Source organism: uncultured Microbacterium sp. (assembly GCF_947488465.1).
Classification (GTDB): domain Bacteria; phylum Actinomycetota; class Actinomycetes; order Actinomycetales; family Microbacteriaceae; genus Microbacterium.
Genome location: NZ_CANKZA010000007.1, coordinates 1 through 25,340 on the forward strand (window position 1 = coordinate 1; position 25,340 = coordinate 25,340).

Annotated in this window: 25 protein-coding genes and 1 pseudogene; 13 read left to right on the forward strand and 13 right to left on the reverse strand. The window is 65.3% G+C overall.

Annotated features, from left to right (window positions below):
* Positions 1 to 153: 153 nt before the first annotated feature.
* The 10 genes from Q0653_RS13625 to Q0653_RS13670 are packed head-to-tail and all read right to left on the reverse strand — an operon-like array spanning position 154 to position 10,415.
* The gene (locus tag Q0653_RS13625) at positions 154 to 651 is read right to left on the reverse strand and encodes a hypothetical protein (RefSeq protein WP_298945251.1); all 498 of its coding nucleotides are present in this window, start codon (positions 649 to 651) and stop codon (positions 154 to 156) included.
* A complete protein-coding gene (locus Q0653_RS13630) occupies positions 638 to 1,024 on the reverse strand; it encodes a hypothetical protein (protein WP_298945252.1) in 387 nt (128 codons plus the stop codon). Before Q0653_RS13630 ends, Q0653_RS13625 begins: the two co-directional genes overlap by 14 nt.
* Entirely contained in the window at positions 1,017 to 2,840 is a 1,824-nt protein-coding gene (locus Q0653_RS13635) for a type IV secretory system conjugative DNA transfer family protein (RefSeq protein ID WP_298945254.1), read from the reverse strand. The genes Q0653_RS13630 and Q0653_RS13635 overlap by 8 nt, the downstream gene beginning before the upstream one ends.
* 3 nt (positions 2,841 to 2,843) lie before the next feature.
* Positions 2,844 to 4,178 carry an AAA family ATPase gene (locus tag Q0653_RS13640; RefSeq protein WP_298945255.1) on the reverse strand — a complete coding sequence of 445 codons (1,335 nt, stop codon included), beginning with the start codon at positions 4,176 to 4,178 and terminating at the stop codon, positions 2,844 to 2,846.
* Complete coding sequence (locus tag Q0653_RS13645) at positions 4,175 to 5,785, reverse strand: hypothetical protein (RefSeq protein WP_298945256.1); 1,611 nt, start codon at positions 5,783 to 5,785, stop codon at positions 4,175 to 4,177. The genes Q0653_RS13640 and Q0653_RS13645 overlap by 4 nt, the downstream gene beginning before the upstream one ends.
* Positions 5,785 to 7,281: an SCO6880 family protein gene (locus Q0653_RS13650; protein WP_298945258.1), complete on the reverse strand. Its 1,497-nt coding sequence runs from the start codon at positions 7,279 to 7,281 to the stop codon at positions 5,785 to 5,787. The genes Q0653_RS13645 and Q0653_RS13650 overlap by 1 nt, the downstream gene beginning before the upstream one ends.
* Positions 7,278 to 8,756, reverse strand: coding sequence for a hypothetical protein (locus tag Q0653_RS13655; RefSeq protein WP_298945260.1), 1,479 nt, complete (start codon positions 8,754 to 8,756; stop codon positions 7,278 to 7,280). The genes Q0653_RS13650 and Q0653_RS13655 overlap by 4 nt, the downstream gene beginning before the upstream one ends.
* Positions 8,756 to 9,028 carry a hypothetical protein gene (locus tag Q0653_RS13660; protein WP_298945262.1) on the reverse strand — a complete coding sequence of 91 codons (273 nt, stop codon included), beginning with the start codon at positions 9,026 to 9,028 and terminating at the stop codon, positions 8,756 to 8,758. Before Q0653_RS13660 ends, Q0653_RS13655 begins: the two co-directional genes overlap by 1 nt.
* A gap of 30 nt (positions 9,029 to 9,058) precedes the next feature.
* Positions 9,059 to 9,679 carry a M23 family metallopeptidase gene (locus Q0653_RS13665; RefSeq protein ID WP_298945264.1) on the reverse strand — a complete coding sequence of 207 codons (621 nt, stop codon included), beginning with the start codon at positions 9,677 to 9,679 and terminating at the stop codon, positions 9,059 to 9,061.
* A 4-nt stretch (positions 9,680 to 9,683) separates the two neighbouring features.
* Positions 9,684 to 10,415: a hypothetical protein gene (locus Q0653_RS13670; RefSeq protein ID WP_298945266.1), complete on the reverse strand. Its 732-nt coding sequence runs from the start codon at positions 10,413 to 10,415 to the stop codon at positions 9,684 to 9,686.
* A 365-nt stretch (positions 10,416 to 10,780) separates the two neighbouring features.
* Here Q0653_RS13670 and Q0653_RS13675 point away from each other — a divergent pair, with 365 nt between their 5' ends.
* From Q0653_RS13675 to nrdH, 7 genes are all read left to right on the forward strand, one after another.
* A complete protein-coding gene (locus Q0653_RS13675; RefSeq protein ID WP_298945268.1) occupies positions 10,781 to 11,056 on the forward strand; it encodes a winged helix-turn-helix domain-containing protein in 276 nt (91 codons plus the stop codon).
* A gap of 1,115 nt (positions 11,057 to 12,171) precedes the next feature.
* Entirely contained in the window at positions 12,172 to 12,648 is a 477-nt protein-coding gene (locus Q0653_RS13680) for a hypothetical protein (RefSeq protein WP_298945270.1), read from the forward strand.
* Between the two features lie 166 nt (positions 12,649 to 12,814).
* Positions 12,815 to 13,468, forward strand: a complete 654-nt coding sequence (locus Q0653_RS13685; RefSeq protein ID WP_298945272.1) for a ParA family protein — start codon at positions 12,815 to 12,817, stop codon at positions 13,466 to 13,468.
* A gap of 2 nt (positions 13,469 to 13,470) precedes the next feature.
* Positions 13,471 to 13,881: a hypothetical protein gene (locus Q0653_RS13690; protein ID WP_298945273.1), complete on the forward strand. Its 411-nt coding sequence runs from the start codon at positions 13,471 to 13,473 to the stop codon at positions 13,879 to 13,881.
* A 214-nt stretch (positions 13,882 to 14,095) separates the two neighbouring features.
* Positions 14,096 to 14,725 (forward strand): hypothetical protein, encoded by a 630-nt coding sequence (locus Q0653_RS13695; protein WP_298945275.1) that lies wholly within the window; start codon positions 14,096 to 14,098, stop codon positions 14,723 to 14,725.
* 2,339 nt (positions 14,726 to 17,064) lie between these two features.
* On the forward strand, positions 17,065 to 19,689 hold the full coding sequence (locus Q0653_RS13700; RefSeq protein ID WP_298945302.1) for a DEAD/DEAH box helicase family protein: 2,625 nt from the start codon (positions 17,065 to 17,067) through the stop codon (positions 19,687 to 19,689).
* Between the two features lie 175 nt (positions 19,690 to 19,864).
* Positions 19,865 to 20,122 (forward strand): glutaredoxin-like protein NrdH, encoded by a 258-nt coding sequence (gene nrdH / locus Q0653_RS13705; RefSeq protein ID WP_298945277.1) that lies wholly within the window; start codon positions 19,865 to 19,867, stop codon positions 20,120 to 20,122.
* Positions 20,123 to 20,248: 126 nt separating this feature from the next.
* On the opposite strand, the pseudogene Q0653_RS13710 reads toward nrdH, so the two are convergent.
* Positions 20,249 to 20,519: pseudogene (locus tag Q0653_RS13710) on the reverse strand (CNNM domain-containing protein); the annotation flags it as partial.
* 131 nt (positions 20,520 to 20,650) lie between these two features.
* Positions 20,651 to 21,628 (reverse strand): TerC family protein, encoded by a 978-nt coding sequence (locus tag Q0653_RS13715; RefSeq protein ID WP_298945279.1) that lies wholly within the window; start codon positions 21,626 to 21,628, stop codon positions 20,651 to 20,653.
* A 246-nt stretch (positions 21,629 to 21,874) separates the two neighbouring features.
* Here Q0653_RS13715 and Q0653_RS13720 point away from each other — a divergent pair, with 246 nt between their 5' ends.
* Together Q0653_RS13720 and Q0653_RS13725 are read left to right on the forward strand one after the other, a co-directional pair.
* Positions 21,875 to 22,132 carry a winged helix-turn-helix domain-containing protein gene (locus Q0653_RS13720; RefSeq protein WP_298945280.1) on the forward strand — a complete coding sequence of 86 codons (258 nt, stop codon included), beginning with the start codon at positions 21,875 to 21,877 and terminating at the stop codon, positions 22,130 to 22,132.
* Between the two features lie 62 nt (positions 22,133 to 22,194).
* Positions 22,195 to 22,473 carry a winged helix-turn-helix domain-containing protein gene (locus Q0653_RS13725; protein ID WP_147040076.1) on the forward strand — a complete coding sequence of 93 codons (279 nt, stop codon included), beginning with the start codon at positions 22,195 to 22,197 and terminating at the stop codon, positions 22,471 to 22,473.
* A 43-nt stretch (positions 22,474 to 22,516) separates the two neighbouring features.
* Here the strand turns inward: Q0653_RS13725 and Q0653_RS13730 are convergent, their stop codons facing one another.
* Positions 22,517 to 22,960, reverse strand: coding sequence for a hypothetical protein (locus Q0653_RS13730; RefSeq protein WP_147040074.1), 444 nt, complete (start codon positions 22,958 to 22,960; stop codon positions 22,517 to 22,519).
* On the opposite strand from Q0653_RS13730, the gene Q0653_RS13735 reads away from it, so the two are divergent.
* From Q0653_RS13735 to Q0653_RS13750, 4 genes are all read left to right on the forward strand, one after another.
* The gene (locus Q0653_RS13735; protein ID WP_283716593.1) at positions 22,959 to 23,159 is read left to right on the forward strand and encodes a hypothetical protein; all 201 of its coding nucleotides are present in this window, start codon (positions 22,959 to 22,961) and stop codon (positions 23,157 to 23,159) included. The two genes, Q0653_RS13730 and Q0653_RS13735, sit on opposite strands and share 2 nt — an antisense overlap.
* Before the next feature lie 347 nt (positions 23,160 to 23,506).
* Positions 23,507 to 23,761, forward strand: coding sequence for a hypothetical protein (locus Q0653_RS13740; RefSeq protein WP_298945296.1), 255 nt, complete (start codon positions 23,507 to 23,509; stop codon positions 23,759 to 23,761).
* The gene (locus Q0653_RS13745; RefSeq protein WP_298945298.1) at positions 23,761 to 24,759 is read left to right on the forward strand and encodes a zeta toxin family protein; all 999 of its coding nucleotides are present in this window, start codon (positions 23,761 to 23,763) and stop codon (positions 24,757 to 24,759) included. Before Q0653_RS13740 ends, Q0653_RS13745 begins: the two co-directional genes overlap by 1 nt.
* A gap of 9 nt (positions 24,760 to 24,768) precedes the next feature.
* Positions 24,769 to 25,137: a helix-turn-helix domain-containing protein gene (locus Q0653_RS13750; RefSeq protein ID WP_298945300.1), complete on the forward strand. Its 369-nt coding sequence runs from the start codon at positions 24,769 to 24,771 to the stop codon at positions 25,135 to 25,137.
* The last annotated feature ends 203 nt before the right edge of the window (positions 25,138 to 25,340 follow it).

Sequence of the window (25,340 nt, forward strand, 5' to 3'; positions counted from 1 at the left end):
TCTCGCAACCGGAGGCCTTCACCCCTCAGAAATCACGAGCGATTCACGCAACAACGTCCCTGGACATCACAGTTAGCCGGCCCTCGAGGCTGACGGGGATCTTCGTTGTGTTCATCTGTCATCCCTTCTCTCGCCCCTGCACGGTGCAGGGAGTCAACGGGTGCCGTGGCCCTGAGTGATCCAGGCTTCCCATTCGTTGGTGTCGTCCACGGCGCTCCAGTCGCGGACCGACTTCTTCGACACGTGCCCGGAGGTGCAACCGAGGCCGCTGGATGCCTCCTTGATCCGTTGCAGGGCAAGCGTGAGTCGCTCGTGCCAGCCGATCGGTCCGAGGCCGCTGTCCTCGGTGGAGAACAGTGCCGCGTGGGCGCTGCGGAGCGCGGAGAGCTCCTCCACGAGTCGGCCATGCTTCCACCAGCAGTTGGGGACCACGGAGGTGCTGATCTGGTAGCGGAGGGTGAACCACTCCACCCATCCGCGAAGGTCGGTCCACACTTCGGGGGCACGTGCATCCTCGAGCTCGCGCCAGTTCACGACCTCGCCGGCGGCTGCTTCAGCGCCGGTCGCACGATTGTCGAAGTCAAAGCCAGACAGCTCTTCGAGCAGAGCCGCTTCGGCCTCTTCAGGTGACCAGTCGTCAGCGCTGCTCATGTGTGCCTCCCACTCCGAACCGGGTTCGGATCAGTCTGCGTGCCGCCTCGGACGCCTGCTGGCGGTTGCGGTGACGGGCGAGAACGGGGTCCTTGTCGATGATTCGGTGCAGCAGCTCGTGGCAGGCGGGGTGCATCGGCCAGAGGTCGTCGTGAGCCTCCTGCGCGCTCCAACCTCCGTTGGCGTAGTGCACGCCCTCATACGAGAGGTGGTGCAGTTCGACCTGGCTTCGGGTCGCCTCCCGGTCGCATCCTGCACACCGGAGCGACCCATGCTCGCGGAACCAGCGGTCACGCCGCGCAAACCACTGCCGCGACCGGAGGTACCCGGTGCGGTAACGGTTGGCGTGTGCGGCGCGGCGGCTGTTAGACATCGTCCGCCTGCACGGGTTGGGGTTCGCGCCGATCCGTGACCTTCGCCAGCTCGGCGGCTGCGAAGTGTGCCTGCTGCTCCCTTTCGAGGGCACTCTTGCCTGCGCTGATCGTGCGAGCGTCGCGACGTTCGATCCAGCCGTCGAGCTCGAGCAGAGCGGGGCGACGGTTCCGGTACGTGAGTAGACCGATGCCGGTGGGCATCCGCCGAATCTCGTCGACGGTCATCAGAGGCAGCCGTTCATGCTGCTCGCTGACGGAATGGCCCACCTCGCGGGTGTTCCACGACTTCTGGGTGCGGCGTGTGTTCCGCAGCCCGAGCAGAGCCTCAATGTCTCGCAGATGAGCCGCATCGCCAGCCCCGCCGAGCAGAATCTTCGCGGTAGCCGCGCTCCAGATCGTGCTCGCTTCGGCGGCAGACCAGCTGGTCTCCGCCTGGGACAGCGCCTGCAGGACGACGAAGGTGCAGATGCCGCGGCCGCCACCGTCAGCCATGACGCGAGGTAGCGCATCCCAACGGAACATGTTCGCGATCTCATCGAGGATCAGACCAAGGGGAAGGGGCAGACGAGAGCCCTGCGAGGACAACGCCTTACGACGCGCGACCTCCACGATGTCATCGAGCATCGCGGAGAGGAACCCGCCCATCGCGGTCGCGCCGCTCGATGAGCCCAGCAGGTAGAGAGTGTTCTCCCCCGACAGGAACGCATGAGGGTCGAAGACGACGTCGTCCGGTCCTGGCGAGAGGGTCTCGCGGATCTGCGGAATCGCCAAAGGTGCGACGGCGCTCTGAACGCCGAACCATTGCGAGGACAGAAGCTTCGGATCGCCGTCGAGGATCGACTCGAGGCCGTCTCCCCAGCCGGGAGTGCCGTCGACGCGAAGAACGTCCACGGCGGCACGGGCCATGCCGGGTGTGGAACCCCAGTTGTAGAGGTCAGCAACGGACATGCCACCGACCGCAGCGGCGTGCAGGAGGCGAGCGAGAACGGTCGCGGCCGCGTCTGCCCACTCCCCGTTGGTTGCCGAAGCTCCCAGAGCCGTGCCGTTGATGATCGCACGGCCCCGCTGAGTTGCCACCAGCGGATCCTCACACCCGCTGATGGGGCTGTAGCGAAGCGTCTGCGACAGTCCGGACAGCCCCTGCGGGTCGAACACGTGGACCTGGCCACGCTGCTGACGGGACCGCAGGGTCGCGGTGAGGTTGTCGTTGGTCGTAGACGTGGTGATGAGCGGACCAGCCCAGTCGATGATGGCCGAGATAAGAACCCGGAAGCCTTTACCGCCACGGGGCGGTCCCTCCAGGACTACGGAGTCCTCGATCGACACGTACACGTCGACCCCGCGTGACTCCCCCAGCGGCCAGCCCACGTCGGCGGGTGTCGCCTTCCGTGCCAAACCGGGACGCAGCGTCTTCGCTTGGCGCAGGACGGAGCCAGCGGAGAGGTGCTTGCGCACTTCCCGCGCGGTCGCGAAACCAGGCCGGGAACGAAGGTCAGCGATGAACGCCGCGTCGGTCTGCTTCCACCGGGCGTAGGCGATTGCCCCGCCGATGGTCAGTACCAACAGCAGGACGGTTGCGGCGATCGTGACTCCCTGAATCAGACCGACCGGGAACTCGCATCCGGCGATCGCCTCGTACCCGTCCGGGGTGCCGGTGAACAGCAGCTGCACTGCCGCGAACGGGTGCGCCGCGACGGGACGCTGCCCGCAGGTGGATTCGATGAGCATTTCGCACAGCAGGACGAACCCGAGCCCCACGGCCAGAAACGCCGAGAGGACACCCACGGTGATGAGCGACGAGCGTTCGCGTCCCATGCGCTAGAACGCCCGTGCCGCTTCGGCCGCGACTCGCAGCCAGGCCTCCTGGGTGGGCTTCGCCAGGCGCGCAAACCGTAGGGCGCCGCTTTTCAGCTCAGGGTCGAACGGCACTACTTCAGTGCGGTAGCCGGCCTCGCGGAACTCGTCGGCGATCCGCTGCGTGGGCGCGTTGCGTTCGCCGTCCGTGACGACCACGACGGCGTTGCGCGCGAGCCAAGCCGAATACTCGTCCCGCTGCTCCAGGGCCTCCAGCAGCAACGTGGCAGATTCCGCTGATTCCGGTGCGGCCAGGGTGGGCACGACCAGCTGGTGTGAGTGGTCGATCATCCGGAGCCAACGCTCCGCAGACTCGTCGTTACCGGAGTCGAACACGACCAGCCGGTAGTTGCGGTTGGTGACTGCGACGAGCTTGTCGAACTCCGCGTTCGCGATCTGCTGACGGATCGCCAGCATCTCCGGGTTCGAGCGGAGAACGTCGTAACGGTCTTCGGTCTGGTGATGGACGTACCCGGCGATCGTGGACAGCGGCATCCCCGGCTCGAGAAGCCGGTCAGCATGCTCGAGCATGTCCTGAATGGTCGCCGAGTGCGCAGCGGACTCTGTCCGCCACCCGAGCGTCCCGCGCGTGGGGTTGTTGTCCCAGGCGAGCACTCCCCCACCTCCAAAGCGGGCGAACGCAGCGGCCACACACGCCACGGCGGTGGTCTTCCCGACGCCGCCCTTGCCGTTGACCACGGAAATGCGCTTGATTTCCGGCCAGTGGCTGGAAACGAGCCGCTGGGCGGCAGCGAGCTCCTCCTCGCGAGGACTGGCTTTCATGCCCAGGGCTCGCCGCCAGCCGGTGGCTTCCACGGTCGGTTCCTCGTTCGGAGTGATGAACGACGGGCGACGGCGGGCAGTGGGCTGCTCATCCTCGGGCGCCGCGGTCGGCGGTTCCTGCTCCGCCACGCGGGGGGCGGGAGGCTCCACGCTTTCCCGGGTGCGCTGACGTGTGGGGCGCACCGTGTCGATCATCGCGCCTTGCCGGAGGGTGTCGGCCGCCCGGTGGAGGCCGGAGGGTTCACTGAGCGACTGAAGATCGTTCTCCACCATCACCTGCGAGACCGAGCCCTCGGGGCCGATCATGAGGTGCGTGGAACCGAGGTCGCCCGTCGTTACCAGCTCGATGTCGTGGCCGATGCTGGCAGCAAGCTGCTGAGCGTGCTCGATGACGGTGCGGCGAATGTCTTCGCCGGGGCCGTTGACGAGCAGGCGTCGAGCGGTCCCGTCCGGAGCAGTGAATGTGGCGTACCCGTCGAGGACGGCGGCACGGGCGATAGGCCGAGTGGTGGTCATGATGCTCCTTCGTTCTGAGCTGGCACTGCGGCCAACCATTCGTCGGTGGCGTCTTCGAGCGGCGCCGGCCACAGCTCATCGAGAGAGAGCGGGGCTGGGTCAGGAGAGGATCCAGGGACGGTGCGGTCGGTCATCATCGCGTCGTCCGTCTTGAAGAGCTCGAACTCTTCGGGAGTGGAGGTGCTGAAACAGTCCACGACGTACGCGAACTTGCCGATGTAGGCGAGGAACTCGCCCTTCCGAAGTCGCCGTGCGATCTGCACGTGGGATTCGGGCAGGTTGAGCTTTGTTGCGAGGTTGCGTTCTTCCTGGTGGTTCACCCGGAAGATGAACTTGTTCTCGATGTCCTGTACAACCGAATACGCGAGGGCTCGCTCCTGCGACCCTTCACGGCCCACCGCGTCGAGGTCCCCCATCTTGTGCAGGATGACGATGTTGGAGATGCCGTAGTGGCGGGAGAGCTTCAGCCACTGCTGATACATCTGCAGGGCTTGCACGCTGGTCATGTCGCGCCAGCCCTCTTCCCGGATGAGGTAGCGCTTGCGCCGGGAGTTGCGGTCCGAGATGACGGCTTGAACCCAGCTCGTCGTGCAGACCTGGGCGATCTGGGCGACCAGTTCGCTGCGCTGGAACAGCTCGGAGGTGTCGACGACGACGATGGGCGCGTCCTGGTCGAACTCGACGGTCGATTCGTCCTCGAACATGCCCGAGAGGTCGCCCGTGACGAACCGGTTCAGCAGCAACCGAACGTCCTCTGCCGCGTCGCGCGGCTTGCGCTCCACATCGAGAGTGTCGTCCACCATGATTCGTCCCAACTGGCGGTGAACTTCGCGCAGCGTCGGACGATCGCGGGTTGCCTCAATGGCCATGTTGAGCGCGAGCACGGCGGCGCTGTGCTCAGCGGGTGAGAGTGAGTGCCCTGCGTTCGTCATCTCGAGCAGCTGGACCAGCGTCGTGATGCGGCGCTGGTGGACGATCATCTCGTCTTCAGACTCCGTGGTGTCGGTGCGCATCGGGCCACGGTCCAGCGGGTTCAGGCGCGGCGCCCCCGGCCCGCCCAGACGGATCACGAGACCGCCCTCAGTCTTCTCCGCAAGGGCGACCCATTCGCCCTTCGAATCAGAGGGGACAACCGCCTGGTAGCCCCAGGCGAAGGATCGTCCGACGAGGCACTTCATCGTGCCGGACTTGCCGGCCCGGTACGCCCCCATCACCAAGATGTTCGTGGACAGGGTGCCTCGGTCGCTCTCGTCCAGGTATGCATCCCAGGGCGAGAAGCAGAACAGGCTGTCAGCGTTGAGGTCGACTCCCAGGATGGGGCCGCGCGCACCGATCCCGCTGTCAGCGACGAACGGGTAGATCGCGGCCAGATCACGTGTGGTGGCCCGGTGCGGAGGAATGTCCATCGGCATCAGATTCCAGTAGCCGTGATCGAGCATCCCGTTGCCCCAGCGTGGCGCAGACGGGGCGGGGAGACGGGCCTGCGTCTTGTCGGGCACCGGTCCGACGACCTTCGCCCCCGCCCGCGTCTCCTTCCGGAGCTTGCGGCGCTCCTTCGCGGTGAGCTTGGCGTCCTCGAAGACCCACGCCTCTCGACGGTCGCCCATCACCTCAGCCCCAGCCCGATCGGGAGCGCGTTGACCAGCAACGCCTCGCCCTGCTGTGCGTACAGAATCTGCGCCTCCATCCCAGCCCGCGAGAGCGCGTTGCGAACCCCGGCGACGGCCTGCTCCAGCTCGTCCTCGGTCCTAGCAGTGACCGTGAGGTAGCCGCCGTAGCGGTATTCGCCGTGACCCGCGACGAGGCCGTCCTCCTGCTCCTGGAGCGCCTGATAGTCGGCGTTGTCGACGGCGCTGTCATCCTCGCCACGGCGAGCCTTCATACGCTGGTTGGACCGCCAGGTCCGCTTCTCGTTCTTGATGCGCTTGAACGCCTCGTTGATGGGGACCGGTGTCATCACCGTGGTGAAGATGTGGGAGATTGCGCTGCCGTCGACGGGGTGACGCGCGAACACGAGGTCGTTCACGAACCCGATGGGTGCGGCCGCGCGAGGCCATTCGTGAATCCACATGGTCGTGTGCACGCCGGAATCGGTGTGCACGATGCCGTGGTTGTTCTTCGGCTCCTCCATGTACGTCGGACCCATCGCCACCGGGTCCACACCGGTCTGCGCGCCGGTGCGGTTCTCGACCTCGGGGATCGACGCCGGGTCGAACGCCGTGCGTGCCAGAGCGGCTACGTCGCGCGGTCCCAACCACTTACGGACCTCAACCTCTGCACCCGCGAGGGCGTCGCGAACGTTCCCGGCCTCGAGGGCAGCAAGCCGCACGGCGGCATTCTTCCCACCACCGAGCGCCTTCAGCTGACCGGACAGCTTCAGAAGGTCATAGGTCAGCGTCAGGTAGTTGCGGTGTGCGACCGCGAAACCCTCCGCCTTGTCCATCACGGCCTGGTAGCGGTCATGCGCGCTGGGAACGTTCAGCTCGCCTCGATGCTGCTCGAAGTAGTCCCGCGCAACGCGGATCGTTGCGGGGAAGGTGCGCTCCTGCATGGCCACGCGCTTCACGCCGGGCCGCTGGGTGAACGAGGACAGCACCATCGCCCAGCGATCCGCGAGCTCGAGCCGTTCGTGGAGGTCCTTCATCAAGAATCCGGGGACTTCGAGTTCTGCCATCACGGTGATCGAGTTGCCGTGCGGGTCATAGACGGCGGCGAGGTCGCCGGCCTGCCACATCTCGACGGACGCCAGTCGTCCCGGCAGACGTAGCGCGCCAACCCGCTCGGGGCGTGCCGCCTCCGGAGCGTACGTTTCCTTGGTTGCGCCGAGTGCGTCGCGCATCTTCTTGTTCATCCAGACAGCTCCCCACCTCGGTAACGACATTCCGCGCCGGCGGATAACCGCCGCCGCCGCCAGCGGCACATACAACGGCGCTGACGTGAGCAGACCGGGAGGGCCTGCCGTTTGTACGCTCACCAGGAGCACCGCCCCAGCAACCAGCAGCGTGACTACCTGCCAGGGGTCCAGGCCCAGGACGACCCCCTGAGAAGAACGAGCGGGCAGGTTCGCCGGTCGGGCGATGTCCTTTTCGATCGCCGAAGTCATCGCGCACCTCCATTCGGTCGAGGCGGCTTCTGGCCGCCCTCACTCTGACGAAGCGCGGCGCGCGTCTGTGGGGCAGTAGCGGCTGCACCACCGCCCGAAGGAGCCGCGCCTGCGCCGGACGGCGACGCAGGACGAGCAGGGGCGGGCTGAGCAGCACCCGACCCCGCGCCCGATGCTCTACCCGCTGTAGAGCTTCCGCGTCCTCCACTGCGGCTTGCCGATGAGGCAGAAGCCCCCACACCCGCAGGAGATTGGCCGACGCGGGGACGCGGCACGGCGCGGGCGGCGCGAACCCCGGCAGACCCTGCCGCGCGTGTGGCCGAACCTGCAGCGGCGTCCACTGCACTGCCCCCTGCGAACGAGAACAGGGAGAAGACAGCGAGCGGAGCGAAGCACAACCCGATCAGGGTCAGCATGAATGGCCAGACCCGCGGATCCCAGACCGAGCTCACGGAGCTAAGTCCGTCCGTGACGAACTTGAACGCGCTCATCATGATCGGCCCTGTCAGAAGCAGGGCTCCGAGCGCCGACGCGTACCGCACGATCCACTCCTTGCCGACTTGCTGGAGCGGGAAAAGCATCCATGCGATCGGGCCCACCATGACAAGCAACGCGATCCCGATGTTGCGGATGGTGAGGACAACGAAGATGACCAGTGCTGCGATGAACACGAGGCCCGTCGCCAGAATGCCGCCCAGCGGGTGAACTGTGCCGCCCGCGCCAAACAGCATGGTGTTCATCGTTCCGAAGAGGTCCGCGTCAGCGAAGATCGAGAAGACCAGCAGGTCGATCGCGTTGAGCACACGTCCCAGTAGCCACAGGGTCAGCTGGATCAAGGGGAACGTCAGCCCGGTGCGGACGATCGCCCAGAGAACGTCGCTGGTGCTTCCCGTCGCTGCCGCTCGGGTGATTGCGATGATGCCCGCGACGAGAACGACGACGAGTACCGCCCATGCCCAGAAGCTCCACTGCTCGAGAGCAACGGTCCAGAGCAGGTTGTCCGTGTTGAATCGGAGCGCCGCCGCCGCGCGAGCAGACATGTTCAGCGCTTCCGCTGACAGCAGTTCAGCCGACCCCTCGAGTGTGCTGCAGACCAGGTCTCCGAACTTGCATCCCCACTGGTAGTCCAGCTTGACCCCTACTGACTCAAGCGCACTCTGGTTCGCACCCGCCGACGAGCAAACGGTGACGAATCCGCTGCTCGTCTTGACGCCTGAATAGCAAGCGGTCTCCACGTTGTCGTCCGAGTTTTCGGGGGTGCACTGCACCGTCTCGGCGGTTTGTCTGCAGTCGACGGGAAGGGCGGGCGCCGACCACGGCGCGCCCGTGACCTCCTGGTCATTCGGGATCGCCGCTTGATTCACAACCGCCCCGGCCGCGCTCGACGCCTGTGCAGCGGACGCGCTGACGCCGGACCCGGCGACCATGCCCGCCACCAGGACGACGAGAGTGAGTGCTCGGAGCAGCCAGGTCATTAGAAGCCGAAGTCGAAGCTAATGAACCACTGGAAGAGGCCGCTGATTGCGCCGAGCGCTGCGGCTGCGATGAAGATCACCACGATGTTCTTGCCCGCCCAATCCCGAACGCCGTCCGGGAAAATGCCGCGCAGCGCCAGCGACAGGATGGCGATGATCAGCATGATGAACACCACGATCAACGCCGTGGCGAGGACGTAAGACGCGATCACCTGGATGCCCTGCAACCACGGAGCGTTGAAGTTGGGTTCGATGTCCGGGACGGTGGTCATGGAGATGAGATTCACGGAAGTGCCTTTCGTTTAGAACGTGACGCCGTATTGGGCCATGAACGGTTGAGGGTTGATGCGGGTGCCGTCCTGGTAGACCTCAAAGTGGAGGTGACAGCCAGTGCCGACGCCGGTGTTGCCTTCGGAGCCGATCCGCTGACCGGCCTCCACCACGTCGCCCTCGGAGACCGTGATTGAGCCTGTCTCCATGTGGGCGTACGCGGTCGTCACAGAAGGGGAATGAGCGATCTTCACGCGGTTCCCCCAGCCGCCCGCAGCGAACCCGGCGAACGTGACAGTTCCCGATGCCGCAGCCACGATGGGTGCACCACAGCCTTGGGCGAGGTCGATGCCCCAATGGTCGTGTGGGGCAACGTGAGCGCGGTATCCGAAGTTGCTGGTGACCGTGTACTCCCCCGCGACCGGGAAACCCCAGTCGCCGTCGACGGGGTAGACCATCCCCGGCAGGTCTGCCGGGATGCCGGCCTCTGGCGCGGTCCCCGCGGACGCCCGTGCACCGAAGAATGCCGGGAGCAGCACCAAGACGGCTGCCCCGAACCCGACCGCGAGCACGCCTGCGAGAACGAGCACGGCGCGAAGCACCCTGCCGGTCCGCGGCGATTTCGCCGCAGCGAGAGCGATCGGAGCGGGCATATGCTCACCCGTCCTCGGGTGTCAGCTCGTTCCAGCGCACGACTTTGCAGTCGCCGGAAGTCTGCGTGTCGCTCAGCTTCACACGGTCGCTGCACTCGACCAGAACAGACAGGGTGCGGGATTCAGCCCACGCATCTGTCTGACCGTCGCCGGGACGCACCATTTGCTGCACGTCGACCACGTATCCGTACTCAACAAATTCCTCGATTGAAGAAACGAGCTCCAGCTCTCCGTACTCGCCCTCGACCGTTCCCTTGATGCTCGCGACGTACTCCCACTGCTCGGCATCCAACACGACGTCACGTGAAAGGAGCCGCTTGTTCTCATCAGTGACCTGTTGGTTGATCTGGCCGTCGACCTCGGTCGCGGGTGTCATCCACGACTCGAGGTGGGCGAGCAGGTCGTCGCGGGAAGTCTTCGAGGGGTCGAAGGTTGTAACGGCGCGGAGCGCGGCCTCGGCGTACTCCTGTGGGTCGGACGTCGACGGCTCAGCAACCCAACCCTCAACCGGAGCAGCTCCAGGATCTTCGGTGGGCTCCCCCGTGCCCGGTGCCACCGGCCCGGACGCGCTCGGAGACGGTTCACTCGCTCCGCCCCCACTCGGTGACGGTGAGGTCGTCGGGGTCTCATCGGACCCGCCAAACAGGGTGGAGGTAAGGATGAGCACCAGCGCCAGCACGAGGACGACGGCTCCGATGGTGCTGCCGATCACCAGCGACTTTGGTCGCTTAGCCATGAGGACCCCCCACCACGGTGAGGGCTGCGACCGTGTGGCACAGACCAGACACGGACGCGCCCAGCCCCAACACGATACCGAGGTACCTCGGACACTGCCTCGGGGACCGCTTCCCTTGTGGATAACCAGGAATTGTGCTGATCAAGCGGTATGTCCCCCATACGGGGGACATAGGCTGCCAGGGGCGTGGGGTGATCTGAGCGATGGTCATGATCCCCTCCCCTTCCCTTCCGTGCTGGCGTAGTTGATACTATAACTATTCGCTCGAAAGGTGAATAGGAAGATTATCCACGTGGTGTTAGACGAAACCGGTGCGGCATCATGAGTGAATGCCCAAGTACGTCCGACCCCATGAGAGTGACTTCATGGAGGACCCCATCCACGCCTTGGGCAACATGCTGCGAGCCAACATCATCGGCTACGTCCGCAAGCACGGACCGGTCCGTCGCGGACAGATCGCCGACGCGCTCGGCGTCGGGTACCCCGCCGTGGCCAAGGCATTGTCGGTTCTCGTTCAGGCCGGCGTCCTGGTCACCACGCCGAGCGAACCAAAGCGAGGCCAGACCGTCCTCTATACGGTCGATCAAGACGTCGTTTCCGAGATGTGGGTTCGGCTGGGCGACGCCATCGGCGAGCTCTGAACACTCCCCCGCCTTCCGCAAGGTAAACCCGAGAGTTATCTCGGCGTGTTCTCCCGCGTTAACCCAAGCCCTCGGGTTAACTGGCGCCATGTCTCGTATCAGTCGGCGCCCTCGCGGCACTCTCCACGACCCCGTTTCTCTGGGGTGGGAGGTAGAGCGTGAGGCCAAAGAGCGGCTCGAGAAGCTTGCTGAGCGCGCTGGTGTGAGCCGTGCCGTGATGTTCGAACACATCATGGCCAACGTGGAGATCACTCTGCAGGGCCTGCCTGCGACGTGGTCCTCCGAGCCGAGAGATGGGGAGCTGCCTATAGACGCGGCCCAATGAGAAGAGGCCCGCCGTAGCGGGCCTCAAAACTCGAGTCACTTCATCTGGTGCGTCGCCAAACAGATCCAGGTGAAGCAAGAACCGAAGATCCGCCCGGGAAGGCGGGGCTTCGTCGTGCCTACTTCCAGCGGAAGGAGACGACTTCATGGTAGCTCGTGCTGCCCAAAAATCAACGACAGAGGCACCTACAGACGGCGTGTCGCGCGCCCGCAACGGCTCTTGGTCGCTCCCCGCACCGTCCGGCACCCACGACCAGCTGCGCGCGTGGACCTCCGGTGAGGCATGGTTCGACGTCGTCATGGACACCCTTCGCACCGAGCAGGGAGAAGCGGCTCGGCGCGCGGCAAAGGTCGCGCCGGACACCCTCCTTCGCGTCGCGTACGCCGACCGCAAATCCGCTGACCAACGAACCGGCCGAGGAGTCAGTACCGCCCACGAGACGGTTGCTGCGTCCCTCGGGATGAGCGCCAAGACCGTGCAGAGGGCGCGCTTGTTGCTCGAGGCTCTGGGGCTGGCTGTCACCGTCGTGGCGGGCCGCTACCTGACCAGCGCTGAGCGCCAGGAGGCACGCCGTACACACGGTGGCAACCAGCTCCGCGCCGCCTCTACGCGGGCCTTGGTCATGCCGGCACTCCCCCGCACAGCCGCGCCCCAGCGAGATCCACGATCTGTGGAGAGTGTCCACCTACCTGTCTCTCCGTCAGGAGAGCAGGTAACTCACGTCCCTAAAACACCAACAACGCACGCGCTACCGCGCGCGCGGACGGCCACCGCTTCGCGGCGGCCCGCAATGACGGCAAAAGCTCAACCGGATCGCGAGCCTCTCCCCCTCCAGGATCAACGGCTCGCCGCCGAATTGCAGCGGCAAATCCCGTGGCTGCGCCGCCCAGGACGCCACATCGGCGCCCTAGTTCGAATCATTCACCGCTTACGCCTCAGCGAACGCGGCTGGACGGCAGGGCAGGCGCTGGACCGGATCAACCGTGCCGCTCGCGAGTCGAATCTCCGCATCGCTGATCCAACCGACCAGCGAAACCCTGCCGGCTACCTCGCCTGGCTCATCGAGCGCACAATCGGGGCCGAGGAACTCGCGCCAGCAATCCAAAGCATCCGTGAACGCGACGAACGTCTCGCTGCGCAACGAGCACGGCTGGCCGCTGACGCGGCCACGAGAGCTCGCATCGAGGCAGAGGCCGACGCCATCGACGCCATCATCGCCGCCATGCAGACGAGTCGGCGAGCCCGCACCGACTCTGTAAGTCTGTAACTTTGACTCTGTAAGTCTGTAAGTCTGTAACTTAGACTCTGTAAGTCTGTAACTCTGTAACTCTGTAACTCTGTAAGTGGCGGTCTGTAACTCTGTTACTTACAGAGTTACAGACTCGCCGCAGTCGGTAACGGGTTGAGGCTGCTAAACCAGATGGGATAAACGCATGAGGATTGTTGCCCTGGTAGGTCAGAAGGGTGGCGTCGGCAAGACCACCACCACAATGAATCTCGCCGCAGTGATGGCCAAGCATTCGCGGGTGCTTGTTGTTGACGTCGACCCGCAGCTGTCGACAACCTGGTGGGCGACCAATGCGGGGGAGGATCTCCCGTTCGACTTCGCAGACGACGTGGATCCGACGAATCTTGCTCGGTTGCGAGAGCTCGATTACGACACGATCTTTGTCGACACTCCGGGAAGTCTCGAGGACACGAGCGTGCTGTCCGCTGTTCTCGACGCCGCAGACTTCGCGATTCTGCCGTTGAATCCCGAGCCCCTGAATACGCCGGCGCTCGTGCGAACGATTCGCCAGCACATCGAGCCGCGCGAGCTGCCGTACCGCGTGCTGCTGAGCAAGATCGATCAGCGGCGCGCAGGACAGCTCGAAGACTGGCAAGAGCTTGTCGACCGGATGGGGCTTCCTCGGTTCCGTCAGCACGTACGCCAGTACGCCGCGCATGCCGATGCGCCGATGCTCGGCCGCGTGGTCACTCAATACCCGGACACGCGACAGAACCACAACGCGATCTTCGATTACACCCACGTCGCAATGGACTTGATGTCGATGTGGGCCAACGACACCCCCGCGAAGGAGAACTGAACATGGCTCGCCAGAAGCTTGGTCTTCTACTCGAGGCGGTTGAAAGAGACGTCCCGGCTGAGGCATCCGCCCCTGCACCGACGCCAGCACCGGCTACCGAACAGGTCCCGGCGCCCCGGCCAGAAGCGGCTAAGAAGCCTGCTCCCCGCAAGACGCCCGCCCGTGTCGAACTCGCCCTCGAGGTCGACCAGCCTCTCTACCTCGCGCTTACGCGCAAGGAGACCCGGCTTCGAAGCGACCAGATCGCCGCTCTAGGAGAGCTTGCTCGCGGCCTCAACCGCGCGAAGAAGGGGAAGGGCCCGCGGATCACCGACAACACCCTGATCCGCGTCGCGGTAGACATGCTGCTCGAACGAGCCGACAAGCTGAAGGGCGACGATGAGGTTGCCTTGCGCGAATCCATCACGCCGTGACCCTCAAACGGCAACAGGCTGAGGCATACTAAAACCGAATAAATAAACTATTCGGCGTGGTGATACCGTACGCGGCAAGCAAGATTTGCCGGATCGTACGGGGGATTTATGGCTCGCCGCCGCCACATGGCTCCACCCACGCAGCTCGAGTTCGACCTGTGGGGCGTGTCAGACGAGCAAGTGCAGACGCACTTCGACTCGGAAGGGGACTCAAATGCTCAGCACAGCCCAGAGCCTGCACGCCGCGATGTTGTACGGTCAGGCTCATCTCGCACTGACGATCTGGTCAACACCGCGACGCAGCAGGAGAGCAATGAATCACTACGGTCAGCGAGCGATGAAGCACTGGCAGACGCATCGCCCACAAGCGTTCGAGCAGCTGCCGAATCCGCAGGAGTTCTTCACGGCAATGGGGGAGAGGATCGCGACGGCGGTCGCCGACCTGATCCCGACCCTGGCCGGCGCGGATCATCCGGGGGAGGAGTACCTCGAGAAGGTGGCGCGACTGAACGCGGCACGACTCCGCGCGGAGGAAATCGCGATGGAGAACGAGGGCGCTCTGGCCTCCCCGGAACTCAACCGCGAGGAGTGGGAAGACACGACGAGCGAGACGAAGGACTCCTTGCTGGACTGGGCTTGGAAGATGAAGGACCAGCTGGATGGGGACGCGGATCACGGCCTGACGTGGGAGGACAGCCAGCGACGCTGGATGCTCCCGTTGACCTTCCTGCAGGAGATGGCAGCAGCGTCATCCCCGCTGGAGTATCTGCGGGAGCACTCTTCGATCTGGGAGACCAGCGTGGAGAACCGCTGGACGAGGGACTCAACCAGCCCCGCCCTGTAGTCGCGTTTCGTCCTTCCGCTGAACCGTTCGTCCCGAGTGGCCCCCGAGCCCGGTACGAAGCGAATGCCGCAGCGCTACGCGCTCTGCGCGACCTGCGCGACACCGGCGCCACGGCCACACCTGAACAGCAGCTCATCCTCTCGAGGTGGACCAGCTGGGGCGCCATCCCGGAGGTCTTCGATGATGGGAAACCGGAATGGTCCCGCCAACGCGAAGAACTCCGCGAACTGCTCACCGACAAAGAGTGGGCTCAGGCGCGCCGCACCACCCTGAACGCTCACTACACGAGCCCCGAGTACGTCACCGAAGTCTGGCGGGCGCTGAAAGATCTTGGATTCGACGGGGGAGCGGTCCTCGAACCGGGCAGCGGCAGCGGGACCTTCATTGGTCACGCACCCTCCGGCGCCGCTATGACCGGCGTCGAGCTCGACCCTGTGACCGCTGACATCAGCCGACACCTGTACCCGCACGCCGCGATTCGCAGCGAGTCCTTCGCGGAGACGCGGATCCCCAGCGACTACTTCGATGCCACCGTGGGCAACGTCCCCTTCGGCAAGTTCGCTCTCCACGACCCGATCGACAACGCCAACGGGCACTCGATCCACAACCACTTCATCCTGAAATCGCTCCGCCTGACCCGCCCTGGCGGTATCGTCGCCGTCCTGACCAGCCACTTCACGTTGGACCAGGCGAACCCCGCCGCCCGCCGCGAAATGGCCATGTACGGCGACTTGCTCGGCGCCGTGCGCCTCCCTACCGGCGCGCACAAGCGGACAGCGGGGACCGAGGCCGTCACCGACCTCCTGATCTTCCGCCGCCGCGACCTCAACGAGCCGGCACCTTCCGACCGGCTGTGGGAAGGCGTCACGGCGCACACCATCGACGGCGCGACCATGAAGATCAACACCTACTTCGACCGGCGTCCCGAGAACGTGCTCGGCACCCTCCACGTCACGAACGGCATGCACGGGTCGCAGACGCTCCAGGTCGTCCCCAACGACCTCGAGGCCGTTCCCCGCGCGCTTCATACCGCGCTGGAGCGCATCGTCGCGGAAGCGCGCGACTCCGGTCGTGTCTTCACGCCCCGTCAGGCCACCGCCGGCCCCGTCATCGACCTTCCCGACCCCGACGCCTGGGATGGCGCCATCCACGCCCTCGAGGACGGGACCTTCGCCGTCAGCACGCGCAGCGGTCGCGAGTCCATGAACGTCCCCAAGTCCGCCGCGGCCGAGATGCGGGCGCTGCTGGCACTGCGCACGCAAGCGGTAACCCAGCTCGCGATGGAGCGCGCCAGCCTCGACGACACCGCCGAGATCCTCGCTGGCCGTCGGGCCCTCCGCTCCCAATGGGAAAAGTACGTCGCCCGGTTCGGCCCCATCAACCGGTACAAGGAGACACCCACCGGCCGTGTCGACGAGGACGGCAACCCGATCATGTCCAGGCGGGTGCCCACCGCCACGCGCCTGCTGCGTACCGACCCCTTCGGCCCCTTGGTCATGGCCCTCGAAGTGTTCGACGAGAACACGCAGAAGGCGGAACCCGCCGCCCTGCTGGAACGGCGCGTCATCCTGCCCCGACCTGAGAAGCTCGGTGCAGACACCCCCTCCGACGCGCTCAACCTCAGCCTCAACCGCGACGGGACGGTAGACCTCGACTACATCGCCGAGATGCTCGGCGAATCCCCCGAGGATGCCCGCCACCAGCTCGCCGAGCTCGTCTACGACGACCCCGACACAGGGATGCTCATCCCTGCCGCCGAGTATCTATCCGGCGACGTGCGCAGCAAACTGACCAGCGCCGCAGCCGCCGCGACCGCAGACCCTCGATTCGCAACCAACGTGAGCGCCCTCGAGCAGGTGCTGCCCACGCCGCTCACGCCGGAAGAGATCACTGCCCGCGTCGGCGCGGTCTGGATCAGCCCCGCCTACCACCAGGAGTTCCTCCGCGAACTACTCAACGACCCGCAGGTCAGCGTCAGCAACCCGTTGCCGGCGACCTGGAAGGTACGTGACGCGAACCGTCGATCCGTGCGCGCCACCTCCGACTGGGGGACCGCGCGCCGGCCCGCAACCGACCTGTTCGAGCGCCTCGCGAACCAGGTCGAAATCAAGGTGGAGGACGAGTACGAAGACGCGGACGGCCGCACCCGTAAAGTCCTCAACCCGACCGAGACAGCCGCTGCACAAGAGAAAGCAGCACTGCTCCAAGAACGGTTCGAGGAGTGGGTGTGGGAGGACCCCGCCCGCGCCCGCGACCTTTCCGACGAGTACAACCGGCGATTCAACAGCACCGTCCTGCGCTCCTACGACGGGGAAGGCGCCTACCTCACCTTCCCCGGCATGGCCGCGAGCTTCCAGCTCCGCCCCCACCAGCGCGCCGCTGTCGCACGAATGCTCCGCGAGCCCGCCGTGGGCCTGTTCCACGAGGTCGGCGCCGGGAAGACCGCCGAAATGGTCACCGGTGCGATGGAACTACGCCGGATGGGTCTGGCCACCAAGATCGGCGTCGTCGTCCCCAACCACATGCTCGAGCAGTTCACCCGCGAATGGCTGCAGATCTACCCGCAAGCGCGCATCCTCGCCGCCAACAGCGAGCAGCTCACCCGAGACAAGCGACGACTGTTCGTCGCCCGCGCCTCATCGAACGACTGGGACGCGGTGATCCTCACCCGCGAGGCATTCCGCCGGCTCCCCGTCGAAGCCGAAACCGCGACCGCCTTCCTCGATCACGAAGTTCAGACACTGCAAGCAGCCCTCGCCGACGCAACCGGCGAAGACCGGATGACCGTCAAACAGATCGAGAAGCGTCTCGCCGCCCTCGAGGAAAAGCAGAAGAACCTGCTCGACCAGGAACGCGACCCCGGCATCACCTTCGAGTCCACAGGGATCGACTACCTCGTCGTCGACGAGTTCCACGACTACAAGAACCTCAGCACGACCTCGAAGACCCCCGACGCCAACATCCAGGGCTCCGAGCGCGCCACCGACATGGCGATGAAGCTCGAATACCTCCGCAACACCCACGGGGCCCGCGTCGTCACCGTCGCGACCGCGACACCGATCGCCAACTCCATCACCGAGGCGCACGTCATGCAGCGCTACCTACGGCCCGACCTGCTCCGTAAGGCCGGCGTCGAAGCGTTCGACGCCTGGGCCGCAACGTTCGGTCAACAAGTCACCGACGTGGAGATGGCACCACAAGGCGGGGGAGCGTTCCGTCTCAAAACACGGTTCGCGAAGTTCGTCAACGTGCCCGAGATGCTCCGCATGTGGCATGTGTTCGCCGACGTGAAGACCGCCGAAGACCTCAACCTCCCCGTCCCCGCACTGCAACTCCGCGAGGACGGGAAGCGGCTCCCGCAGACCGTCGCCCTCACCGCAGGCGACAGCGTCATGGACTATGTCGCCGACCTCGGGGAACGCGCCGAACGCATCCAGCAGCGCATCCCGCGCGAGATCAACGGCAAGGTCGACAACATGCTGTGGGTCTCCAGCGACGGACGCAAAGCAGCCGTCGACTACCGGCTGGTCGACCAATACGCCGACGTCGGCGCAGAACCCATCGCTCTCCACGACGTCGCCGAGAACATCGCGCGGATCTACCACCAGAACAAGCACAACACCTATCGGGACACCCGCACGGGGGAGCCGTCCCCGGTCCCCGGCGCCCTCCAAATCGTGTTCTGCGACCTCGGCACCCCCAGCGAGAAGTGGAACGCCTACGACGAGCTCAAGCTCGTCCTCACCCAGCGAGGCGTCCCCGCCGACGGCATCCGGTTCGTTCACGAGGCCAAGAACGACGCCGAGAAAGCGCGACTGTTCAGCGCCGCACGCGAAGGCGGCGTCGCTGTTCTCATCGGCTCGACCGCGAAGATGGGCGTCGGCACCAACGTCCAAGCCCGCGCGATCGCGCTGCACGACGTCGACTGCCCCTGGCGACCTGCCGACGTCGCTCAACGCCACGGGCGCATCATCCGGCAGGGCAACCAGAACCCCGAAGTGGGGATCTTCCAGTACGTCACCACCGGCACGTTCTCGGCCTACATGTGGCAGGCGATCGAACGGAAGTCGAAGTTCATCAACCAGGTCATGCGTGGACGCCTCGACGTGCGCGAGATGCAAGACCTCGGCGACGACTCCCTGAGCGCTGCCGAAGCCAAAGCCCTCGCCAGCGGAAACCCGCTACTGCTGGAACGGTCCATCGCCATCAACGAGTCCTCCCGGCTGGAACGCCTCGAGCGCGCCTGGCAACGCAACCGCTCCACCCTCGACGGCACCATCCGCAACGCCGACCAACGGCTCGGAATCCTCAACGCGAACCTCGCCGCCTACGCCGCAGCTGCGCCTCGCGTGCGTGACCTCGCCGGCGACAACTTCCGCATCTCGATCTACGGACGCCACTGCGACAAGCGCGTGGACGCCGCCGCCGCCCTGGTCCGGTGGGCCGGATCAGCCGGCATCCACTACGCCCGCCCCGGCTACGACACCACCAAGGGAATCATCGGTGAGATCTCCGGCTTCCTCATCACCGCGCGCACCCGCACCGACCTCGGCACCGTCTTTGTCGAGTTCGGGCTTGAAGGTATCCCCGCCGCCACCGTGAAGGTCGACCGCAAGAAACTCACCGACCCCGAAGACATCGGCGCGATCCGGATGCTCGAGCACCGCATCGCCAACCTCCCCTCGCTCATCGAACACACCGAGCAGCAGATCGCTGCCGAAACCGAGGCCCGCGCTGAAGCCGTCCGCTCTCTGAGCGCCCCGTTCAAGCACGGCGACGCACTCCAGGAAGCCCGAACCAACCTTGAACGCATCGACGCGCAGCTGCGCGCCATGACCGAGCCCAAGGACCCCCAGCCCGAGAACACACCGACCGATGATCCCGCGCCCATCACCAAGCCCCGGATCATCCACACCGGCCCGGACGCGATCCCTGCAACAGACACCCGCGGAATGTCCCGATGACTCCCGCCCGCACCCTCCTGAGCGCACCCCGTTCCTGCCGCTCCAGCATGACCGGACGCTCGCGGCGCGCTAGCCCCTCCGGGGCCGACTGGCGTCGCCTTGCAGGTTGCGCGCCACTCCCTCGAACCGGTCTAGCTCCGCTTACCAGGAACGGGTTCACACATCAGGAGGGGTCATGAGCATCACCGTCTACACCAAGCCGAACTGCATGCAGTGCCAAATGACCTATCGCGCCCTCGACAGCGCGCACCTCGAGTACGAGGTGGTCGACATCACCGAAGTGCCCGCCGCTCTCGAGTACGTCACCGAGGAACTCGGCTACCGGCAAGCCCCCGTCGTCGTCGTCGACGACGACGATCACTGGTCGGGTTTCCAGCCCGACCAGATCAAGCGGCTCACCAAGCGAGCAATATTGCCGTCTGATGCATCATGAAATGAGAGCAAGGTCGAGCCCACGCCGCAGCGGGAAGTGGGTACTTGTGGCGTTGCTGAAAGAGGTTGGCCCCGAGATCGGGAACCTCGGCAGGGCATTTGCATCAATGTCTGGTCTGATGCATCACAGCGGAGCGACAGACGGTGCGATGGAGGTCGCACCGTAGGCGGCCGAAGCGAATCCCTGCGACGGTCACACCGATCTGCACCGCCGACAGGAACGTGTTGGGGTTGCGTGCCAGCGCGGCGGTGCGCTCACCACGCCGGCCGCGCGCGGCGATCGCGTTGACCTGGCTCTCGCGGAGGGTGACCAGCGCCATCTCGGTGCGTGCGAAGACGCCGCCGATGAGCACGAAGGCGATGACCAGCGCGATGTTCAGGATGAGGTCGCCGTTCATCGAACGTCAAGCCCTTCGTCAGCGTACGCCCGCCGAATCGGCCGGGCGCCGGGTCTTTCGGGGTCGGGGGGAGGGATCAGCGCGGTGCAGGATGCTCACGAGAGTTCCTTCTGTGTGTCATCGGCTGAGACCTACTCGGCTGGGCGGCGGTCGCCGCGGGTCTTGATGAGGCTGGCGATGGTCGCCACCGCGATCGTCCCGGCGATGAAGAGTAGCGAGAGCCAGATCGGGATCTCGGGGATCACCGTGATCGGCTCGCCGCCGTTGATGAACGGCAACTCGTTCTTGTGCAGGGCGTGGATGAGCAGCTTCACGCCGATGAAGGCCAGGATGACAGCGAGCCCCTGCGCGAGGTAGACCAGCCGCTCCAGCAGGCCGCCGATCAAGAAGAACAGCTGGCGTAAGCCCATGAGCGCGAACGCGTTGGCGGTGAAGACGATGTACGCCTCTTCGGTCAGCCCGTAGATCGCCGGGATCGAGTCGACCGCGAAGATGAGGTCGACGAAGCCGATCGCGATGATGGTGAGCAGCATCGGCGTGGCCCAGCGGCGCCCCTGCTGCACGATTGTGAGGCGGTCGCCGTGGTACTCGTCGGTCACGCGCATATGGCGGCGCACGAAGCGCATGAACCTGCCGTCGGCGGGGTTGGAGTCGCCGTGTGTGAAAGCCTGCCGGTAGGCGAGGAAGAGCAGCAGTGCGCCGAATCCATAGAACACCCACGAAAAGTTCTCGATGAGCGTCGCGCCGACGGCGATGAAGATGCCGCGGAGGATCAGTGCGATCACGATGCCGATCATCAGCACCTTCTGCTGATAGATCTTCGGCACGGCAAAGCTTGTCATCACGATGAGGAAGACGAACAGGTTGTCGATCGACAGCGCCTTCTCGGTCAGATACCCGGCGAAGTACTCACCGCCGTACGTCCAGCCTGACACCATTCCAATGCCGACGCCGAACAGCAGCGCGAGACCGATGTAGAAGGCCGACCAGCGGGCGGATTCGCCTATGGTCGGCTCGTGGGGCTTGCGCACGTGCGTGTAGAACTCGTAGACGAAGAACGCGATCGTGACTGCGATCGTGATGGTCCAGACGAGCGGGGTGATGTTCACAGCGGGGTCCTAACAGTGGCGTGAGCGGATCAGCGCCAAGGTCTTCTCCATCCTCGTGATCGAGGACCGGTGGCCCGGGATGCGGCGTGCATCCGTAATGACCAGCCGACTGTGGCGGAGCACTCCGCTTGGACTTCCAAGTATGCATGTCCTCGCCGTGTTTCCTGAACAGGTCGTGGTGGGCTTGCACGATGACGCCTTGGTGGGGAAGCCTTTCTCACGAATCACGCCCACGTCCTGCTGTGTGTGGCGGCCAATCCGCAGATTCTGTTGCGAGATGTGGCGACCCTGGTGGGGGTGACCGAAAGGGCGGCGCAGCGCATCGTCAGCGAGCTCGAGCAGGAGGGGTACCTGACCCGGGAGCGGGTCGGACGGCGCAACACCTACCGGCTGAACCCGGACCGGCCGTTGCGGCACCCGCTGGACAGGGACCATCACATCGGTGAACCCCTGGCCATCTTTTCGGCATCTGACGCAGCCGAGCACGCACCCACCGCGGCCTGATCTCAGCCGCCGCAGATCCTGGATGGCATGCCGGTAGGCGCAGCCCTGGGAGGATGGGAGCTATGGCGGAGTGGACGTTCTTGACCCATCACGCGCACGTGTTGCTCGCGATCGCGGCTAACCATGACGCCACTGTGCGCGATATCGCCGCGGAGGTCGGGATCTCCACGCGTTCGGCGCTCACGATCCTCAACGATCTCGAGGACGCCGGATACCTGGAGCGGGAGAAGCGCGGTCGGCGCAACCACTATGTGTTGTACCAGGACCGTCCGTTGCGGCATCCTGCGAACGCCGCGCATACCGTGGGCGACCTCATCCGCGCGTTACTGGACATCCACTAAGACACGCGCGTTACCGCTCGGCTCAGCGGATGCCGGGGCGCGGTCAGTGCACGAGTGCTTTGAGAGCGATCAGCGCGAGTCCCATGCCTGCCGTCGCGGCGGCGGTGACCACCTTCACCAGGGCGGGGTCGTTGCGTTGCCGGGCCGCCCACCATCCCAATATGGCGAGGGTGACGACGCCTCCCCACAAGGAGATGTCTACGGCGGCATCCATCGATAGTCCGAGGAGCGCGGCCGCGGTCAGGCAGGCGACCGGGACGATGAGTGCCCACAGGAGTCCGGCGGAGCGTTGCAGGCCTTCGCGGACCGCTTCTCGCCAGCTCATTGCGCGGTTGCCGACGATCTCGGCGTAGACGTGTGCACCCCAGAACACCAGGACGGTGCCGATGGTGCGCGCGATCAGGACCGGCAGTCCCGGGTTGTAGAGAGAGAACGCGGAGATCAGCCCAGCGGTCAGAACGGTGCCGTAAACGGCCTCCGCGTTCATGGCCCTCGACACCCACGGGTATCGCCGCAACCCGGCATCGACGTCGAACCCCGAACCCTTCACCCGCCACCACCACTTCGCCGTGCCGCTCGACGAGCAGCCCGAAGACAGCGTAGTCCCGCCAGAACACCGCGAAAGCGCCCCCAGCCTCGCCCATCTTTTGACCGTGGTTCCGGGAACTTCTCGCGAGCCGACTTGACGTGAAGCATACTTCTCCTGTTTGGTGGGGCAAGAAGGGGAGTAATCCTCGCTCCGCATCGTCAATACGTTCCCGCCTCGGGATCCGGTGCGCAGGGCCGTCAGGCCGATGAGACCTTCACGAGTATTCGTGGAGGTCTTTGATATGTCAGTGCCGTTGTGGGCGTGGTTCGCCGTCCTGGGCGTGATCCTGGTGATGCTCGCCGTCGATCTGGTCGCACACCGCAAGGTCGACGCTCCGCGCAACCGACCAATACTGCACCCCTCAGTATTGACTCTCCGCCAGTCCCCTGAGCCTGTCCACCCCCCTCGGTAAACTGGACCCTGACCACGACGGAAGGCAAAGACATGAGCGGCTCATGGCGAACCAACGACACCGTCGCCTACGACAAGATGCAGGAGCGGCACACCATGCTCACGCACCTGCTGGTCAACACCGCGCGCTCCACCACTGACCCGGACAACGCCGCCAGCATCCGTGCCGAGATGATCCGCTGGAAGGACGACACCCTCGCCGTCGACGGGTACGACCGGCAGGCGATCGACACCCATGCCGCTCACATCGAATCGCGCATCCAGGAACTGTCTGCACAGGCGATCTGATGCTCGGCGACCCCCTCACTCCCGCTGAGCTCCAGCGCATCTTCGACGAGGACATCCGGCCCTACTACTTCCCGGACAACCTGGCACCCGAAGCCGAACCCACCATCGTCCTCGTCGGCGGCCAACCAGGCGCAGGTAAATCGCAAGCGACCTCCCGCATCGCCCGCGACTACCCCGGAATCGTCCCCCTCTCAGGCGACAACCTCCGCGCCTTCCACCCCGACTACGCGCAGCTTGTCCGCGATCGGCCCTTCGACGCCGGCCCGATCCTCGCCCAAGCCACCGCGGTCTGGGTCAAGAACGCGATCGACTACGCACGAGAGCATCGCCACTCCCTCCAACTCGAGGGCACCTTCCACACCCCCTCGCTCACCCTGGCGACCGCCCGCAACTTCCGCGACACCGGATTCCGCACCGAGATCGTCGCCCTCGCCACCGCACGCCGCGACAGCCTCATCGCCGCCGCCGGCCGCTACTTCACCGACCACCAGGCCGGGGGAGAACCCCGCTGGACCACACTCGAACAGCACGACCGAGGCTGGACCGGAACCCGCGACCTGCTCGCACAGATCACCCCCGAAGCGCCCCTGAACCGCGTCAAGATCGTCACCCGCAGCGGTGAGCTCTACGACGCTCCCATCGAGGACTACGACCAAGACACCGCCCTCGAAGCCCTCACCCAAGGCCGCACCGTCGCTGCCACGAACCGAGGCGCCGCCGCCTGGCTCGCCGAGCTCCGCGCGTTCACCCAGTACGCCCAAGCGTCCAACCAGATCACGCCGGCCACCGCACCCCTGCTCACGGAAATGCACCGCATCGCGCTCAACGAGGTCGTGCCATCCATGCAGTTACCCGCCAACTCCGAAGCAGCGCCCCGACTCGTGGAACGCCTCAACGACACCATGACGATGATCGAGAGGACCGCCGCGCCCAAGCGCGTCGACGACTACCAGGCCCCCGGAACCAGCCTCCACCCCGAAGGCCCCGGGCTGTCCTGACGAACCCACATGCAGGTAACTGACCCCACACTTCCCCTCACCGAAGACCACCGCGAGTTGCTCGATCAGCTACTCGATAAGTGGTCGCTCCACGTACTCGACCAACTCTGCGAACACGGAGCAATGCGCTTCAACGAGCTGCGCCGAGCGATCCCCGCCATCAGCCAGAAATCGCTGACCGCCACTCTTCGGCGACTGGAGCGCAACGGCATGGTCAACCGCGTGGTCGTGAGCACCCGACCGATGGCGGTCGAGTACCGCATCGCTCCAGTCGGGCATGGTCTCCAGGACCTCATCGACGCTCTTTTCCGATGGACGACATTGCACCTGCCCGACGTCGAACGAGCACGAGCACAATTCGACAACGTCGCTGAATGAGGACTATGCAGTGCGGGTGGCGTCGATCATTCGGCCGTTGAAGCGCAACTCCGTTCTGTTTTATCGATGGCGTTACAAACCGAAAACGATCGTTAGCGGCACGGCTGCGTCTGCGGCTCATTCGGGGGGACTGTCCGATAAACGGTGTGTGGGGTCCGGCGGTTTTCATCAGTAGGTGGTTCTCTCGAACCGTCCGGCGAAGG